General features: G+C 41.0%; 13 protein-coding genes and 2 tRNA genes. 12 read left to right on the top strand and 3 right to left on the bottom strand.

Annotation, left to right across the window (positions count from 1 at the left end; genetic code table 11):
* Positions 1-1,272 (top strand): DUF4091 domain-containing protein (locus tag B3B27_RS05495; RefSeq protein ID WP_286847025.1); only part of this gene is annotated, 1,272 nt, incomplete at its 5' end.
* A gap of 60 nt (positions 1,273-1,332) precedes the next feature.
* On the opposite strand, the gene corA is transcribed toward B3B27_RS05495, so the two are convergent.
* Together corA and rsmA are read right to left on the bottom strand one after the other, a co-directional pair.
* A complete protein-coding gene (gene corA / locus B3B27_RS05500) occupies positions 1,333-2,277 on the bottom strand; it encodes a magnesium/cobalt transporter CorA (RefSeq protein WP_238868547.1) in 945 nt (314 codons plus the stop codon).
* Between the two features lie 32 nt (positions 2,278-2,309).
* Positions 2,310-3,110 (bottom strand): 16S rRNA (adenine(1518)-N(6)/adenine(1519)-N(6))-dimethyltransferase RsmA, encoded by an 801-nt coding sequence (gene rsmA, locus B3B27_RS05505; RefSeq protein ID WP_238868548.1) that lies wholly within the window; start codon positions 3,108-3,110, stop codon positions 2,310-2,312.
* A 172-nt stretch (positions 3,111-3,282) separates the two neighbouring features.
* Between rsmA and B3B27_RS05510 the strand changes: the two genes are divergently transcribed.
* The 7 genes from B3B27_RS05510 (at position 3,283) to B3B27_RS05540 (ending at position 10,451) form a co-directional block, all read left to right on the top strand.
* Positions 3,283-4,308: a lysylphosphatidylglycerol synthase transmembrane domain-containing protein gene (locus tag B3B27_RS05510; RefSeq protein ID WP_238868549.1), complete on the top strand. Its 1,026-nt coding sequence runs from the start codon at positions 3,283-3,285 to the stop codon at positions 4,306-4,308.
* Between the two features lie 4 nt (positions 4,309-4,312).
* On the top strand, positions 4,313-5,776 hold the full coding sequence (locus B3B27_RS05515) for an aminoacyl-histidine dipeptidase (RefSeq protein ID WP_286834058.1): 1,464 nt from the start codon (positions 4,313-4,315) through the stop codon (positions 5,774-5,776).
* 100 nt (positions 5,777-5,876) lie between these two features.
* On the top strand, positions 5,877-7,535 hold the full coding sequence (locus B3B27_RS05520; RefSeq protein ID WP_238868551.1) for a S8 family serine peptidase: 1,659 nt from the start codon (positions 5,877-5,879) through the stop codon (positions 7,533-7,535).
* Entirely contained in the window at positions 7,532-8,809 is a 1,278-nt protein-coding gene (xseA, locus tag B3B27_RS05525) for an exodeoxyribonuclease VII large subunit (RefSeq protein WP_238868552.1), read from the top strand. The genes B3B27_RS05520 and xseA overlap by 4 nt, the downstream gene beginning before the upstream one ends.
* Positions 8,810-8,973: 164 nt before the next feature.
* Positions 8,974-9,165 (top strand): exodeoxyribonuclease VII small subunit, encoded by a 192-nt coding sequence (xseB, locus tag B3B27_RS05530; protein WP_238868553.1) that lies wholly within the window; start codon positions 8,974-8,976, stop codon positions 9,163-9,165.
* The gene (locus tag B3B27_RS05535; protein WP_238868554.1) at positions 9,162-9,854 is read left to right on the top strand and encodes a 2-C-methyl-D-erythritol 4-phosphate cytidylyltransferase; all 693 of its coding nucleotides are present in this window, start codon (positions 9,162-9,164) and stop codon (positions 9,852-9,854) included. The genes xseB and B3B27_RS05535 overlap by 4 nt, the downstream gene beginning before the upstream one ends.
* Before the next feature lie 123 nt (positions 9,855-9,977).
* Entirely contained in the window at positions 9,978-10,451 is a 474-nt protein-coding gene (locus tag B3B27_RS05540; protein WP_238868555.1) for an Lrp/AsnC family transcriptional regulator, read from the top strand.
* A gap of 302 nt (positions 10,452-10,753) precedes the next feature.
* On the opposite strand, the gene B3B27_RS05545 is transcribed toward B3B27_RS05540, so the two are convergent.
* Positions 10,754-10,827 (bottom strand) — tRNA-Pro (locus B3B27_RS05545).
* A gap of 129 nt (positions 10,828-10,956) precedes the next feature.
* Between B3B27_RS05545 and B3B27_RS05550 the strand changes: the two genes are divergently transcribed.
* The 4 genes from B3B27_RS05550 (at position 10,957) to B3B27_RS05565 (ending at position 13,791) form a co-directional block, all read left to right on the top strand.
* Positions 10,957-11,029, top strand: a tRNA-Gly gene (locus B3B27_RS05550).
* A 373-nt stretch (positions 11,030-11,402) separates the two neighbouring features.
* On the top strand, positions 11,403-12,116 hold the full coding sequence (locus B3B27_RS05555) for a hypothetical protein (RefSeq protein WP_238868564.1): 714 nt from the start codon (positions 11,403-11,405) through the stop codon (positions 12,114-12,116).
* A gap of 369 nt (positions 12,117-12,485) precedes the next feature.
* On the top strand, positions 12,486-12,965 hold the full coding sequence (locus tag B3B27_RS05560; RefSeq protein WP_286847027.1) for a hypothetical protein: 480 nt from the start codon (positions 12,486-12,488) through the stop codon (positions 12,963-12,965).
* Between the two features lie 16 nt (positions 12,966-12,981).
* Positions 12,982-13,791 (top strand): FecR family protein, encoded by an 810-nt coding sequence (locus B3B27_RS05565; RefSeq protein WP_286832353.1) that lies wholly within the window; start codon positions 12,982-12,984, stop codon positions 13,789-13,791.
* Positions 13,792-14,130: the final 339 nt, after the last annotated feature.

A 14,130-nucleotide genomic window follows, 5' to 3' on the forward strand; every position in this document is an offset into this window, starting at 1 on the left:
AACCTATCTCCCAACACAACACGACCCGTATGGATAACGATAGATGTTCCCGCAGATGCGGAGCCCGGTATTTACACATCTACGCTACAGGTTTTTGCCGGAGGAAAAAAGAGAGATAAAATCTCATTCCAGCTTGAAGTGCTTCCTCAGACCCTGCCTCCAGGGACAGAATGGACTTTCCATTTGGACCTGTGGCAGAATCCCTATGCGGTGGCCCGTGTTGCAGGCGTGGAGCCTTGGTCTCAAGGACACTGGGATGCTCTTCGGCCTGTAATGAAGATGCTGGCCGATGCGGGTCAGAAAGTTATTACTGCTACGTTGAACAAACGACCATGGAACGGACAAACCGAGGATGCGTTCGACAGCATGATTGGCTGGACAAAAAAACCGGACGGCTCATGGGCATTCGATTATACCTTTTTCGACAATTGGGTTCAATTCATGATGGACCTGGGTATAAAAAAGCAAATCAATTGCTATACCATGGTCCCGTGGGGAAATACATTCTACTACTTCGATGAAAGTGAAGGGAAAGAGATGAAAATTACTGCTGCACCGGGAACGAAAGAGTACGCTGGTTTGTGGAAACCTTTTTTGGCAGACTTTGTGGAACACCTCGATCAAAAAGGGTGGCGCGAAATTACCCGTATTGCCATGGACGAACGTAATCCTGTAGAAATGAAAGCGATGCTGAAGTTGCTGGAAGAGGCAGCACCCGGAATGGGGGTGGCATTGGCCGACAACCACAAAAGCTACAAAGAATATCCCGACCAGTTGACCGATTTGTGTGTAGCACACGGAGCGGAGGTTGATCTGGAAGACCGTATATACCGGGCAGAGAAGGGTTATGTCACTACCTGGTATGTCTGTTGTTCAGATGTATTCCCAAATGTGTTCACCTTCTCCGATCCCGCAGAAGGAGCTTTTATCGGCTGGTACACCATGGCTGCCGGTTTCGATGGATTCCTGCGCTGGGCATATAACAGCTGGGTAAAAGAGCCGCTTATCGACTCGCGTTTTCGAACCTGGCCCGCCGGAGATACTTATGTGGTTTATCCCGATGGACGCAGCTCCATCCGTTTTGAACGGCTTCGTGAAGGTATTCAGGATGCTGAGAAAATTCGTATCCTGCGGAAAAACCTGCAGAACGAGCCTGAGAAGTTAAAACAACTGGAAGAAATGTTAAGGCGTTTTAATATCATAGAAAGGCCGGAAGATCTGAACAACCTTATGAGGGATGGCAAGGAGCTTTTGGAAAATTTATCACGGTAATAGACATAAGAGACAGTTGAGCCACTCTCATCCAGAGGGTGGCTCAACTTTATATATTGGCTACAACCACTTTTTCTTCTTAAAATAGTAGAGGATAAAAAGTGAGGAGAGAATCATCAGCAGAAGGGCAACCGGATAACCCCATTTTTTATCTAGCTCGGGCATAATGTCGAAGTTCATCCCGTAGATACTTGCTATAAGGGTAGGCGGCATGAAAATTACAGAGACAATGGTGAAAATTTTTATGATCTTGTTCTGCTCAATATTTACATATCCAAGGAAAGTATCTTGTAGATAGTCGAGGCGATCGAAGCTGAATTTGATGTGCTCCACCAGCGAGTTGATGTCTTTGATGATTATAGTGAGCTTGGGTTGGAGCTCTGCGGAAATAAATTCGCTACGCAACATACTTGAAACGGTGCGTTGCTTGTCGATGATGTTCTCACGAAGCAGCATGGTTTTTTCCTGCAGGTTCTTAATCTCTGAAAGCAGCTCTTCATCGGCCTCCTTTAGCGATAGAGAGTTACTTAGCTGCGTAATCTTTTGTGTCATATTCTCTATCATGTCGGCATCGAACTCCACTCGGGTCTCCAGGAGTGCAACCAGCACGTGGGCACCAGTAGGATAGTTTTTGGGATTGGCCGATATCTTTTTTACCGTTTCATGAAACGAAATCAACTCTTCAGAACGAACGGTGACAAGAATATTGTTTTTAAGAATAAAGGAGACCGGATCGGTTTCGAAATTCGACAACAAAAAGTTGGAGTTCACAATCAGCGTGTCGTTTGTTTCAATATAGCGTGACGACATCTCAATCTCGATCATCTCCTCCTCTTCCTGGATATATATTTTGAGGAAATCTTCGAGTTCGTTCTCTATCTCTTCGTCCACGTCGTTAAGATCTATCCATAAAAAGTTCTGGATAGGGTTTGATTTCAAGAATTCAAGGCTGCGGCTTAATCTCACGATGCCGTCTTTATGATAAAACAATTTTACTTCCGCCATGATGTCTTTTTTTTAATCGTGAATCGAATAATTTATTTCTTCTCTGTTCGAGGTAGCCCGGCCAAAGGCTCAAGCAGATTGGTTAGTTGCTCGAATTGTTCAATGGACAGTTGTTCGGGGCGCTTTGTAAGCATTGGGTCTGATGGCAATGTACTCTCTTCTGTTAGTAGTGGCCTAATGGAGTTACGAAGCATCTTCCGTCGCTGGTTAAAGCTTGTCTTTACTACTGTTTTGAATAATTTTTCATTGCAGTTGAGCTGTTGTCGCTTGTTTCGTGTAAGCCTTACAACCGCCGATTTGACCTTTGGCGGAGGAATAAACGATTGCTCGCCTACCGTGAATAGGTACTCAATATCGTACCATGTCTGAAGCAAAACACTCAAAATGCCGTATGTCTTGCTTCCGGGCGATGCGATCATGCGTTCTGCAACCTCCTTTTGTATCATACCTGAGCAACAGGGAATGAAATCTTTGTTGTCAAGCACTTTGAAAAATATTTGCGATGAGATATTGTAAGGGTAATTGCCGATAATGCAGAAGCTCCCATCGTAGTATTCGTTGAAATTCATCCGGAGGAAATCCTGCTGTAGAATTTTTCCATGCAGCTCCGGGAAATGCTCGTTCAGATATGCAATGGATTCACGGTCTATCTCTGCCACGGTGAGGTCCCTATTGTTTTGAAGCAGAAACCGTGTGAGCATACCTGTACCGGGACCCACCTCCAAAACAGGAAGAGATGGGAAGTCATCGAGTGTTGCCGCAATGCGGCAAGCTATCTCCTCATCTTTGAGAAAATGCTGCCCCAGGTTTTTTTTTGCTCTTACCGGAAACATTGCAATATGACGATTATTCCTTATCTTTACGGCCGCAAAGTTAACATTTTATTGTGTAAAATCAGACAAACGTATTCTTAAAAAAGAGGATACAATTATAGATGTTACGTGTTTGGGTATCTCTTTATTAAAAGAAGGTACCCGGTTGTATAAGATAATAATCGTTTTATCGGTGAAAATAAATTCAGAATCTGTAAAGAGTTTACTTAAGACTGTAATCTCTTTGCTGCTCGGCCTTGTAATAATCTGGGCAATGTATCGGAATACCGATATGGGGGAACTGTGGCAGATAGTTAAATCAGCTAATCTGGGAATTATTGGTTTATCACTTATTTTCGGGCTTATAGGGAATACCCTCAGAGGGTTGAGATGGGAGCTGTTTTTAAACTCGCTGGGGTATCATCCGCCAAGATCCAGTGTTATTTATGCTACGCTTGGAAATTATGCAGTGAACTTTGTATTACCGCGTGCCGGTGATATATGGCGATGTGGTGTGGTAAGCAAATATGATAAGATTCCCTTCACCAAAACACTGGAGACTTTTTTAGTGGATAAGATGGTTGATGTGATTTCGGGATTGACTGTTGTGTTTATCAGTGTGGTGCTGTATATCGACTTTTTTGTCTCCTATTTCAATGACAACCCTCAGTTTGAAGAAAGTATGAGGCATATAATCACTTCTGAATGGATTTATGTTGTTTTGGTGATAATCTTGTTGATTGTCATATTGTTTGGTACGGCCTTCAGGAAGTCACCCATAATGATGAAGGTGAAAAATTTTATTGATACACTCAAATATGACTGGTTGCTGATATCGCGGATGAAGGAGAAAAGGCGTATAATAATTTACACAATCCTTCTATGGTTATGTTTTTATTTGTATTTTTACATTTGCTTTTTTGCGTTCGATTTTACAAGGGGACTGGGCCCTTTGGCCGGGCTGATTGTGTTCGCGATGACAAATATCGGTATTTCCGTACCAATTCAGGGCGGAATAGGGCCATGGCACTTCATGGTTATATCTTCGCTTTTAATATTAGGAGTTGCCGAAAATGAGGCACTTGCATTTGCAGGAGCAGTATTTACAATTCAGTCGGTATGGCAGATACTTTACGGGCTCGTAGGAGTGTTTGCATTACCATATGTAAAAAGAGAACACAAGGAAATTGAAACCCAAATGACCAATCTAAAAAAATAAAAATATGACAACATCAGAAATTCTAAGTTTAAAACCGCATAGTGTTTGGAAGCATTTTTATTCACTTACCCGAATACCAAGGCCAACAGGCAGAATGAAAGAGGTAACACAGTTTATAAAAGATTTCGGTAACTCTTTGAACCTGGAAACAAAACAGGATAAAGTTGGCAATGTAGTAATAAAAAAGCCTGCATCAAAGGGATATGAAAGTGCCGAAACAGTAATATTACAGTCTCATCTTGATATGGTTCCTCAGAAAAACTCTGATATAGAACATGATTTTACATCAGATCCTATTGAGGCATATATCGATGGAGAATGGGTAAAAGCACGCTCTACCACATTGGGTGCCGACAATGGTGTTGGATGTGCAATGATTATGTCAGTGCTTGAGGACCAGACAATATGTCATCCGGCTATAGAAGCCCTTTTTACAGTTGATGAAGAGGTGGGTATGGATGGGGCTAACGGCCTGAAAAAAGGATTTCTGAAAGGTTCCGTGATGCTCAACCTTGATACAGAGGAGGAGGGTGAACTTTGCATAGGCTGTGCTGGTGGAAGGGATGTGAATGTCTCTTTCAGGTTTCAGCCCGACACATCAGTTGAGAAAGGCGATGTGGCTTATAAAGTAAGCCTTAAGGGTTTAAAAGGAGGGCATTCTGGTGTGCAGATACATATTGGACGAGCCAATGCCAACAAACTGATGAACCGTTTTCTAAAAGATGTGGTGAGTAATTATGAAGCGCGGATTGCTAGCATACATGGTGGCTCGCTGCGAAACGCCATACCAAGGGAGTCGTTTGTAGTGCTGACTATCCCCGGGCAGCTGGCTGAAGATCTCGAAGATCTTGTTGCTGAATATGAAGTGTTGTTCCGGGAAGATTTTGCCGGTATTGAAGAGGGTATCTCATTCAAGGCCGAAAAAACGGAAATCCCTGCTACGCTGATTCCTGAAGAAGTTCAGGACGACCTTATAAATGCTGTTGAGGGTTGTCCCAATGGTGTAATAAGCTATCTGGCCGATTTCCCAGGAGTGGTGGAGAGTTCGTTGAACCTTGCGTTGGTTGAATCTGCGGAAGATAAAATTGAGGTTAAACTGCTGGTGAGAAGTTCTTCCGAAAGCCGTAAGGATTGGGTCTGCTCGTCGGTCGAGAGCCTATTCAGCCTGGCTGGGGCAAAAGTGGAATTCGATGGCGATTACCCGGGCTGGCAGCCTAATGCCAACTCTGATCTGCTGAATACGATGGAGAAGATTTATTATGAAAAGTACGAAAAAAGGCCAAAGGTGGTTGTTATTCATGCAGGACTTGAGTGTGGTATTATACAATCGAAGGTAGAGCAAAAACTTGATATTGTTTCTTTCGGGCCCACCATTTACGGAGCACATTCTCCTGCCGAGGCAATAGAGATAGATACAGTAGGCAAATCATATGATTATCTTGTTTCTATTTTAGAAAAATTGAAATAAGGTTTAATGCTAATTCACTGCTCCTTTTGCTGTCCCTCTTTTTTGTTTTGAAGAGAAAGCAAAAGATAATAAGAGGTGAATTTTCCAAAAGTATTGACCGATGAGATATTATTACATACTGTTTCTGCTTCTTTTCTCTTTTTCATCTTTTGGCGGGATACTTTCCGGTCCCCAGTTTTATAAGTTTCGAATTTACCTTAAAGATAAAGGGAAAATAGAGTTCTCTGCTGATGATCCTTTGAAGTTCCTTTCTGAAAGGGCAGTTGAAAGGAAGAAAAAAGAGAATGTAAAGATCGATGAAACCGATTTTCCAATCTCCCGTGAATATTTTTCATTGATGGAAAAAGCGGGCGGGGAGGTTGTTTCATACAGCAAATGGTTTAGAACGCTAATTGTACAAACAGATGACAGTGCCAGAATTAATGATATAAGCTCACTCCCGTTTGTCGATTCCGTGAAATATGTCTGGAGGGGAACCTGTAATAATTATAAACTTAATGCTGCCCGCCCCCGTTTAAAGGAGGTTCACTGCGAGGAGGAGAAGTCATCTGATTCATTTCTCGGGCTGACTGAACCTCAGTTCACCCTGCATAATGCTCAAACACTTGCTTGTGCAGGATTCAGGGGAAAGGGTATAATGGTTGGCGTTATTGATGCAGGATTTACCAATTTCGATGTAATCCCATGTTTTGAGACAGTTAATTTGAATGGATTTATGAGCTTTGTGCCGGGAGGCGACATATTTTCATCAAGCGATCATGGCACTAAGGTGGTTTCAGCTATGGCACTTAATAAGCCTGGAGTGATGATGGGATCGGCGCCAGATGCTTCATACTGGCTTCTGTGCTCTGAAGATGTCTCCAGTGAATTTCCCGTGGAGGAGGATTATTGGGTGCGTGCCATTGAGTTTGCAGACAGCCTGGGGTTGGATGTTATCAATACATCACTGGGCTATTATCAGTTCGATGATAGCGGGTTGGACTATACACATGCTGATCTTACGGGGGGCGTTTCTTTGATGTCTCAGGCAGCCGCAATGGCTTTCGATAAGGGGATGGTTCTTGTGGTAAGTGCGGGGAACGAAGGTAACAAGCCCTGGCAAAAATCCACACCCCCTGGAGATGCAAGAAATGTACTTGCAGTGGGAGCCGTGGGGACAGATAGCATTATTGCTTCGTTCAGTTCGCGCGGGTTCATGGAGGATGGGCGCATAAAACCTGACCTTGTCTCTGTGGGAAAAGGTACTGTTACTGTGGGACATGATGGTTCTTTCGGAAGGACTAATGGAACATCTCTCTCTTCTCCTTTTCTGGCTGGGCTGATAGCTTCGCTGTGGTCGGTAAACCCTGAATTGCACCGTACCGAACTGATAGATATTGTTAAAAAATCTTCAGACAGATATCTTTCTCCCGATTCTGTTTACGGACAGGGAATTCCGGATTTCAGGAAAGGGATGTCAGAGGTGTTGAAGACTTTGGAAATGCAACCAGGAAAGGTAGAAAAAAATGGATGGAGCATTCAACCTGACAGTACGGGGAACTATTGGGTTACACTTCTTGATCCAGCCTTTTCTTTAGACGACTATTCCTTTCGGTTGCTGGATGAATCTGGAAAATTTATTTCCGGATATTCTTTCAATGAGAGTAATACTGCTTTTGTTCCACTCTCAAAAGATATAAGAGATAATAATCGGGCTCTCTATTTTGTTGTTGATGAGCCGTTTGCGAAACGTACATATAAAATAAAGCTTCAGCTATGATAGAATCTTCTTTCTCGTTATCTGAACTCAATCGCCGGGTAAAGTATGCTATTAGAAATCAACTGCCGGATAGCTATTGGGTAAGGGCAGAGACTAGCGATGTGCGCCGTAACCAAAACGGGCACTGCTATCTGGAGTTTGTGGAAAAAGATGCAACAACGCAATCTATCATAGCAAAAGCACGAGGAGTGATCTGGTCGAATGTGTTCCAGATGTTGTCACTATATTTTGAAAAAGAAACGGGTCAGCAGTTCACATCGGGGCTGAATGTACTGGCAAGGGTGTCGGTTGAGTTTCACGAACTTTACGGATACTCACTGTCGGTTGTTGATATTGACCCTTCGTTCACAGTGGGGGAGATAGCACGTAACCGGCGGCTTGTACTTAATAAACTAAAAGAGGAGGGGGTTTTAACTCTTAACAAGGAGCTAACGATGGCTGAACTTTCAAACCGGATAGCTGTAATCTCTTCACCTACTGCTGCCGGTTACGAAGATTTCAGGGACCAACTCTTGAAAAATCAGGGAGGATTTGCGTTTTACACTAAACTGTTTCCTGCAATCATGCAGGGAGAGAGGAGTGAGGCTTCTATTATTGCTGCTCTGGAGAGAGTGTTTAAGTACAGAAATCTGTTCGATGCCGTCGCAATAATAAGGGGTGGTGGAGCTGCCTCCGATCTGAGTTGTTTCGACTCTTATCTGTTGGCTACAAACGTTGCCCAGTTCCCTCTTCCTGTAGTAAGTGGTATAGGACACGAAAGAGATGTCACAGTGCTTGATGTTGTTGCTCATACTCGTGCAAAAACACCTACTGCCGTTGCCGAGTTTTTCATTGGACACCTTTCAAAAACGGCAACACATCTTATTGATATGGAAAAAAGGATGATAACCGTCAGCGAATCGGTGATGGTAAAAGAGAGATCAGACCTGTTCTCGCTTTCTAAAGATGTGGTACATAAATCAGTCCTTATGTTGCAAAAAGAAGTTTCAAGAGTGATGCAGATGTCGGCAACGATGAAGCATTCTCTTCGGCAATTGCTGCAGGCCCAGTATCATTTTGTTGATACAAGGGAGCATTTTGTCCGGGCTGTGTCTCCGGAAAATGTGCTTAAACGGGGATATACACTTACCGTGAAGAATGGGAAAATTGTTACATCTATGCGTGATATTGCTGTAGACGATATAATTGAAACCCGTTTTAAAGATGGATTTTCTACATCGTTAGTCTCCAAATTGGAGGTGTACAATGAAAATGTAAAGCGAAACCGTTTATAGAAATAGTAATTTCAGTAATAGTTCGGTAAATAGATACTCAACGCTGCATAAATAATTGACTATGAGCGACATGCATTGAGCTTATGTCTTCAGTAAATCAACTGATAACGGTAGTCCGCAACAAGAGGTACCGAAGTGTTGTTAAGAAAAACATAAATAGTTAAATGGAGAAATTGACTTATACTCAGGCCAAAAAAGAACTCGAGACAATTGTCTTGGCCATTGAATCGGGAGAGTTGGATGTGGATGCCCTCACCGATAAGGTGAAAAGGGCGTCGGAACTGATTGCTTTTTGTAAGGAAAAGCTGACCAGGACAGATAAGGAACTGCAAAAAATATTGGATGATATCGAATGACCCCTGAAAAGAAGTATAGTGTGATCATTGTAGCCGGCGGAAAGGGGATTCGTGCCGGTGGAGAGCTGCCTAAACAGTTCATTTTGATAGGAGGAAAACCGGTTTTGATGCATTCCATACAGGCTTTTCATGATTACAGCGACAAGATGCGTATTGTGGTTGTTCTTCCAGATGGATTCCAAGCTCTATGGAAAGAGCTTTGTAACAAGTATCAGTTTATAGTGCCTCATATCTTAACCACTGGTGGGGATACAAGGTTTCACTCAGTAAAAAAAGGATTAAAATTTATTTCGGAGGATGAGACTGTAGGTGTGCATGATGCAGCCCGCCCTTTTATAACGCCTGGACTAATCAGACGTTGTTTCGATGCGTCCTGCCGATACAGTTGCGGGGTTGTTCCCGTAGTGGATGAGGTGAACAGTGTTCGTGTACTTTCAGAAAAAGGAAGCCGTATCTTCGACCGGAAGCTGCTCAAAATAGTGCAAACTCCTCAGGTGTTCCCGGCACAAGTGTTGAAAAAAGCATACGAAACTAGTTTTGACCCAGCCTTTACCGACGATGCATCCGTAGCCGAAAAATATGGACTGAAAATTATGCTGACTGATGGGGAAGAGTCCAATATAAAAATTACCACTCCTTTCGATATAGTGATAGCTGAGCATTATCTAAATTATTTGGCAAAACGATAGCATTAATGCTTTTTCTTCAGAAATCCGTATAAAATGAGCGTTTTTTTAAAATTGTCTTTCCATTTTGTCAAAAACTCATAGAAATTTATTACTTTTGACGATATAATGTAGATTAAATTTACTATGGAAAAAATTGACAAGCTAGACAGACAAATACTGGAGATTATTTCACAAAACGCCCGAATTCCATTCAGAGATGTAGCTGAACAATGCGGGGTCTCGCGTGCAGCAATACATCAGCGGGTTCAGCGAATGATAGAAAACGGCGTCATCACCGGGTCGGGATATCATGTAAACCCTAAAGTGCTTGGATATGCATCGAGTGCATATATCGGGGTGAAACTGGAAAAAGGCTCTATGTACAAAAATGTTATCCCCGAGTTTGACAAGATTCCCGAGGTTACGGAGTGTCATTTCACCACGGGGCCATATACCCTGCTTGTAAAGCTCTATGCCCGCGATAACGAACATCTGATGGATTTACTGAATAACCGTATTCAGGAGATTCCCGGCGTGGTGGCAACAGAGACCATGATTTCGTTGAGCCAGGGTGTAAAACGCGAGATCCCTATTATGAAGGGAAGTGCAAAAGAGTAGGAGATTTTTGTATCGGTTATCATGCAAAACAATTTAATCGGAGAACCGGTATGAAGTATGCCTGCTGCCATGTATGCTATGTTGAACTGAAAAATATTCAATAATAATAACAGTATGGAAAAAAGTTCGACAAAACATGTTTTTCATTAATTATATGCTGAATATTTTTCTCCGAAGCCAGATAGCCTTTACCGCTGATTGTCTGGTGTCTAAATAAATACTTACCGAAGTATTGTAGTAGCAGAAGTATCCGTAAAAGAAAAAAAGACGAAAGCCTGAAACTTCCGTCTTTATTATGTAAGTCGGGATGAGGTGACTCGAACACCCGACCTCCACGTCCCGAACGTGGCGCGCTAGCCAACTGTGCTACATCCCGATGATTTTTATCTATCTTCATAGACGCCGCAAAGGTAAATAATTTTTCCCTATATTATGAGAAAAACAATAAAAAATGATCTTTGATGGCACATTGAATGGAAAAAAGTTTTAATTTTGCATTCACAATGCGGCAATAGCTCAGTCGGTAGAGCATTAGCTTCCCAAGCTGAGGGTCGCGAGTTCGAATCTCGTTTGCCGCTCACTTAAAATCAGACACTTACCGGTTTGCCCTGGTAAGTGTCTTTCTTTTTGGGTAAACAATGGGTAAACAAAGCATGATAAAAAGACAAAAATATCCAAATAATAATAAACTCTTGGTTCAATTTTACAAATATCTCACCCAAGCAAATACCACAAAACTAAAGATGATCTGTTTTTAAATTAGTTTCCCCCCCCACTCACTAACCACAACAAAACCACCCCTGTCCCAATTTTGTCAATCGATATTTTAACTGGCATCTGTTTGCCGATGCAAGATACAGGAAACACCTTAAGAACAACAACCTCAAGACAGAGTTTCTGGAAAATGAAAACGAAATCGATAAATCAATAGCCATCCTGGTTCGGCTGAATATGCTGAATTCAATTTGTCGCGATGAGACATTTATCTACTCATACAATATCATCTTAGAGGATGACACATTTAATAATTATCGAGTATTGTTTTCTTACAAGCTGAAAGAAGAAAACCATTCCACGCCCTACCATATAGAACAAGAGTGTAAAAAGTACAAAGAAGACTATCCAAAAAATATCCTGGCAGATTATTTACTTGATGATGACAATCTCCATTTCTACAACCAAAGAAGATTCGAACTACTTAAAGATGAGGAGTGGTGGTTAAATGCTTTAAATAAAGCGTATGAAATATTCGATAAAGCACGTATTCTGGTAAATGACCCATTTAAAACCCAGTATATGGTCAAGAATATTTATTTCGATGATAAAGTGACGGAGAGCACCATAGTTACAATCATAAAAAGACCGGTCGACAATTATTCTTATTATCTGACCGATATACAAAAGAAAAAACTTGAAATGTTATCTGATAATATCGATGTATATGGGAAAGAGAACTTTTTGAAAAGAAATTTTTTATCTAATAAAAAAATTAGTTCTTTTGTCGTAATATTATCAGACTATTTTGATAATACTTCGGTATTTTTTTTAAATAGTTATTATAATTCACTGAATATCAATAGAGTATGGTGCTACTTGAGGATCTGGTATAAATTGTTGACTGTCAGTATTATAAATGAAGTTTTAACGAAGCATTATTTTGAATAATGAACAATAATATCGACATAGAAACATTGGAGGCTTTACGGGATGGTGACCACAAATCCTTTGAAGCTGTTTTTATTGCCTTTCTATAAAAAATGAAAAAGACTTAACTTCCTATTGAGAATTCAATGACTAACTTGTATATATAGTAAAAGCCATTGAATGATGAAGAAGTCCTTATTCCTGATTTTTCTATTAGTCCCTTTTATTTCATTTTCTCAAAGCGAGATAGATAATGCCAGAGTTGGAACAATTGACAATAAATCTAATTTGCAGTTCCGGCCAGGAACATTCGATGCTAAAAATCAATTGAATCCATTCATATTTCTATTTGAGAATCGTGTATTAAATCACGGTATAAATGCAGATCAGTTGTTTAATAATTATTTGATGGTTAAAATGATTTTAAATGACTCAACACAAACTTCCCGAATTCAATTTTCACCTTTCAACCAGGGGCTGGTACAACCCGGACTTGGCTACTACAACAATATCGGTATTTCATCCTTATTAATGCCTGTTGACAATTTATTTATTGAAGGTAATGCATTTTTAAGTTTACAAAAAACGCTTTTCACAAGTGAAATATTGTATGGAGTGAGGGGAGTTTTAAGTTATAATTTGACTTATATACTGCAATTTCAATTATGGGGTCAGTATATTTCTCCATCAAAATATACTGATCCAGTAAAAGTAGTAAGCGGACTATATCCCAAGACAAGTGTTGGAGGAGCCGTTATTGCCGAACCTTCAAAGAACGTAAAAATTGGAGCCGGGGTAGAATACCAGCATAATCAGAGAAATCAGAAATGGGAATCCCGATCCGGGGGTAAAGTCGCGTTTGGTTTCTGAATAAAAAAAGATGACAATGGAAAACAAAACCAAAATCTCCGCCATTATTAAACGATTTCTGTCGCAACGTTTTTCTCCATCTACCGAGGAGAGAGTGCAAAGATGGCTTATGAGGGACGAGTATTGTGAAGAGAAAGCAAATGCGTCATTGGAATACTGGAACGAGTTAAAAAACAACGTTGATCCAAACACATATGCGGCTTTGGAACGTGTGAATGTAAAAATTGGCTATATCAAGCGGAAAAGAAATAATTCCATACGTAGAAAAATAACCGGAATTGCTGCAGTGCTGGTTCCTCTACTTTTGATTGTGGGTGGTTACCTCTTTTATACATATAATAATCAATTAATGGATATTCAGGCATCATATGGTGAGCGAAAACATTTTTACCTTCCTGATAGTTCCGAAGTCTGGATTAACGCTGGAACGAATTTAAGATATCCAAAGAAATTCAAGACAGGCCAGCGTACTGTTTTTCTTGACGGAGAAGCCTATTTCTCTGTAAGAGAAAATAAGGTAAAGCCTTTCATCGTAGAAACACAACAGCTTTCTGTAAAAGTACTTGGCACAAAATTCAATGTAAAGGCATACTCCTCGGAAACGAAGACCATCACAACGCTAACAAGCGGTAAAGTGGAAGTGACCACAAATAAAAATGATCACCGGGTTCTAAATCCAAATGAACAATTAGTTTTTGACCATAGTAACGCAACGATAGATAAACCGAAATTCCGGCAAAGATTTACTCTATACAAGAGGTTTTCCCGACATAGCCTTTGGCACGTCGGGAGAACGGACGGAGAATTACATCCTGCTGCATTTTAATCTTCGCCTTACGGCGACATCGTAGAACACAGGATTTGCGAGATTACGAGGGGTAGTGTATATCCCCCCCCATAATCTCGCAAATCCTCCGTCCGATATACGGTGTTTTAATTGCCTAATGAGGAGTATTAATTTAGGCAAGAAGATATTGAAAAAAGAAAACAAGGGTTATATTACCAACTTAGATATTTAAGCAAAGTGTGAAATATTTAATTAAAAAAAACACCTAACGCCCACCTTCATCCTGATAGTGAACCTGATCATACCGTCAGTTCTATTTCCGGTTATTTGGGACTAAGTAAAATCAGTTATCAAAGAATCAATTAAAAATGTCGCTTA

Source organism: Proteiniphilum sp. UBA5463, assembly GCF_002427225.1.
Classification (GTDB): Bacteria; Bacteroidota; Bacteroidia; order Bacteroidales; family Dysgonomonadaceae; genus Proteiniphilum; species Proteiniphilum propionicum.

Excerpts from the sequence above, each read along its gene's own strand:
- corA (WP_238868547.1), bottom strand. The coding sequence starts at position 2,277 with ATGGCGGAAGTAAAATTGTTTTATCATAAAGACGGCATCGTGAGATTA.
- rsmA (WP_238868548.1), bottom strand. The coding sequence starts at position 3,110 with ATGTTTCCGGTAAGAGCAAAAAAAAACCTGGGGCAGCATTTTCTCAAA.
- B3B27_RS05515 (WP_286834058.1), top strand. The coding sequence starts at position 4,313 with ATGACAACATCAGAAATTCTAAGTTTAAAACCGCATAGTGTTTGGAAG.
- B3B27_RS05520 (WP_238868551.1), top strand. The coding sequence starts at position 5,877 with ATGAGATATTATTACATACTGTTTCTGCTTCTTTTCTCTTTTTCATCT.
- xseA (WP_238868552.1), top strand. The coding sequence starts at position 7,532 with ATGATAGAATCTTCTTTCTCGTTATCTGAACTCAATCGCCGGGTAAAG.
- xseB (WP_238868553.1), top strand. The coding sequence starts at position 8,974 with ATGGAGAAATTGACTTATACTCAGGCCAAAAAAGAACTCGAGACAATT.
- B3B27_RS05535 (WP_238868554.1), top strand. The coding sequence starts at position 9,162 with ATGACCCCTGAAAAGAAGTATAGTGTGATCATTGTAGCCGGCGGAAAG.
- B3B27_RS05540 (WP_238868555.1), top strand. The coding sequence starts at position 9,978 with ATGGAAAAAATTGACAAGCTAGACAGACAAATACTGGAGATTATTTCA.
- B3B27_RS05555 (WP_238868564.1), top strand. The coding sequence starts at position 11,403 with ATGCTGAATTCAATTTGTCGCGATGAGACATTTATCTACTCATACAAT.
- B3B27_RS05565 (WP_286832353.1), top strand. The coding sequence starts at position 12,982 with ATGGAAAACAAAACCAAAATCTCCGCCATTATTAAACGATTTCTGTCG.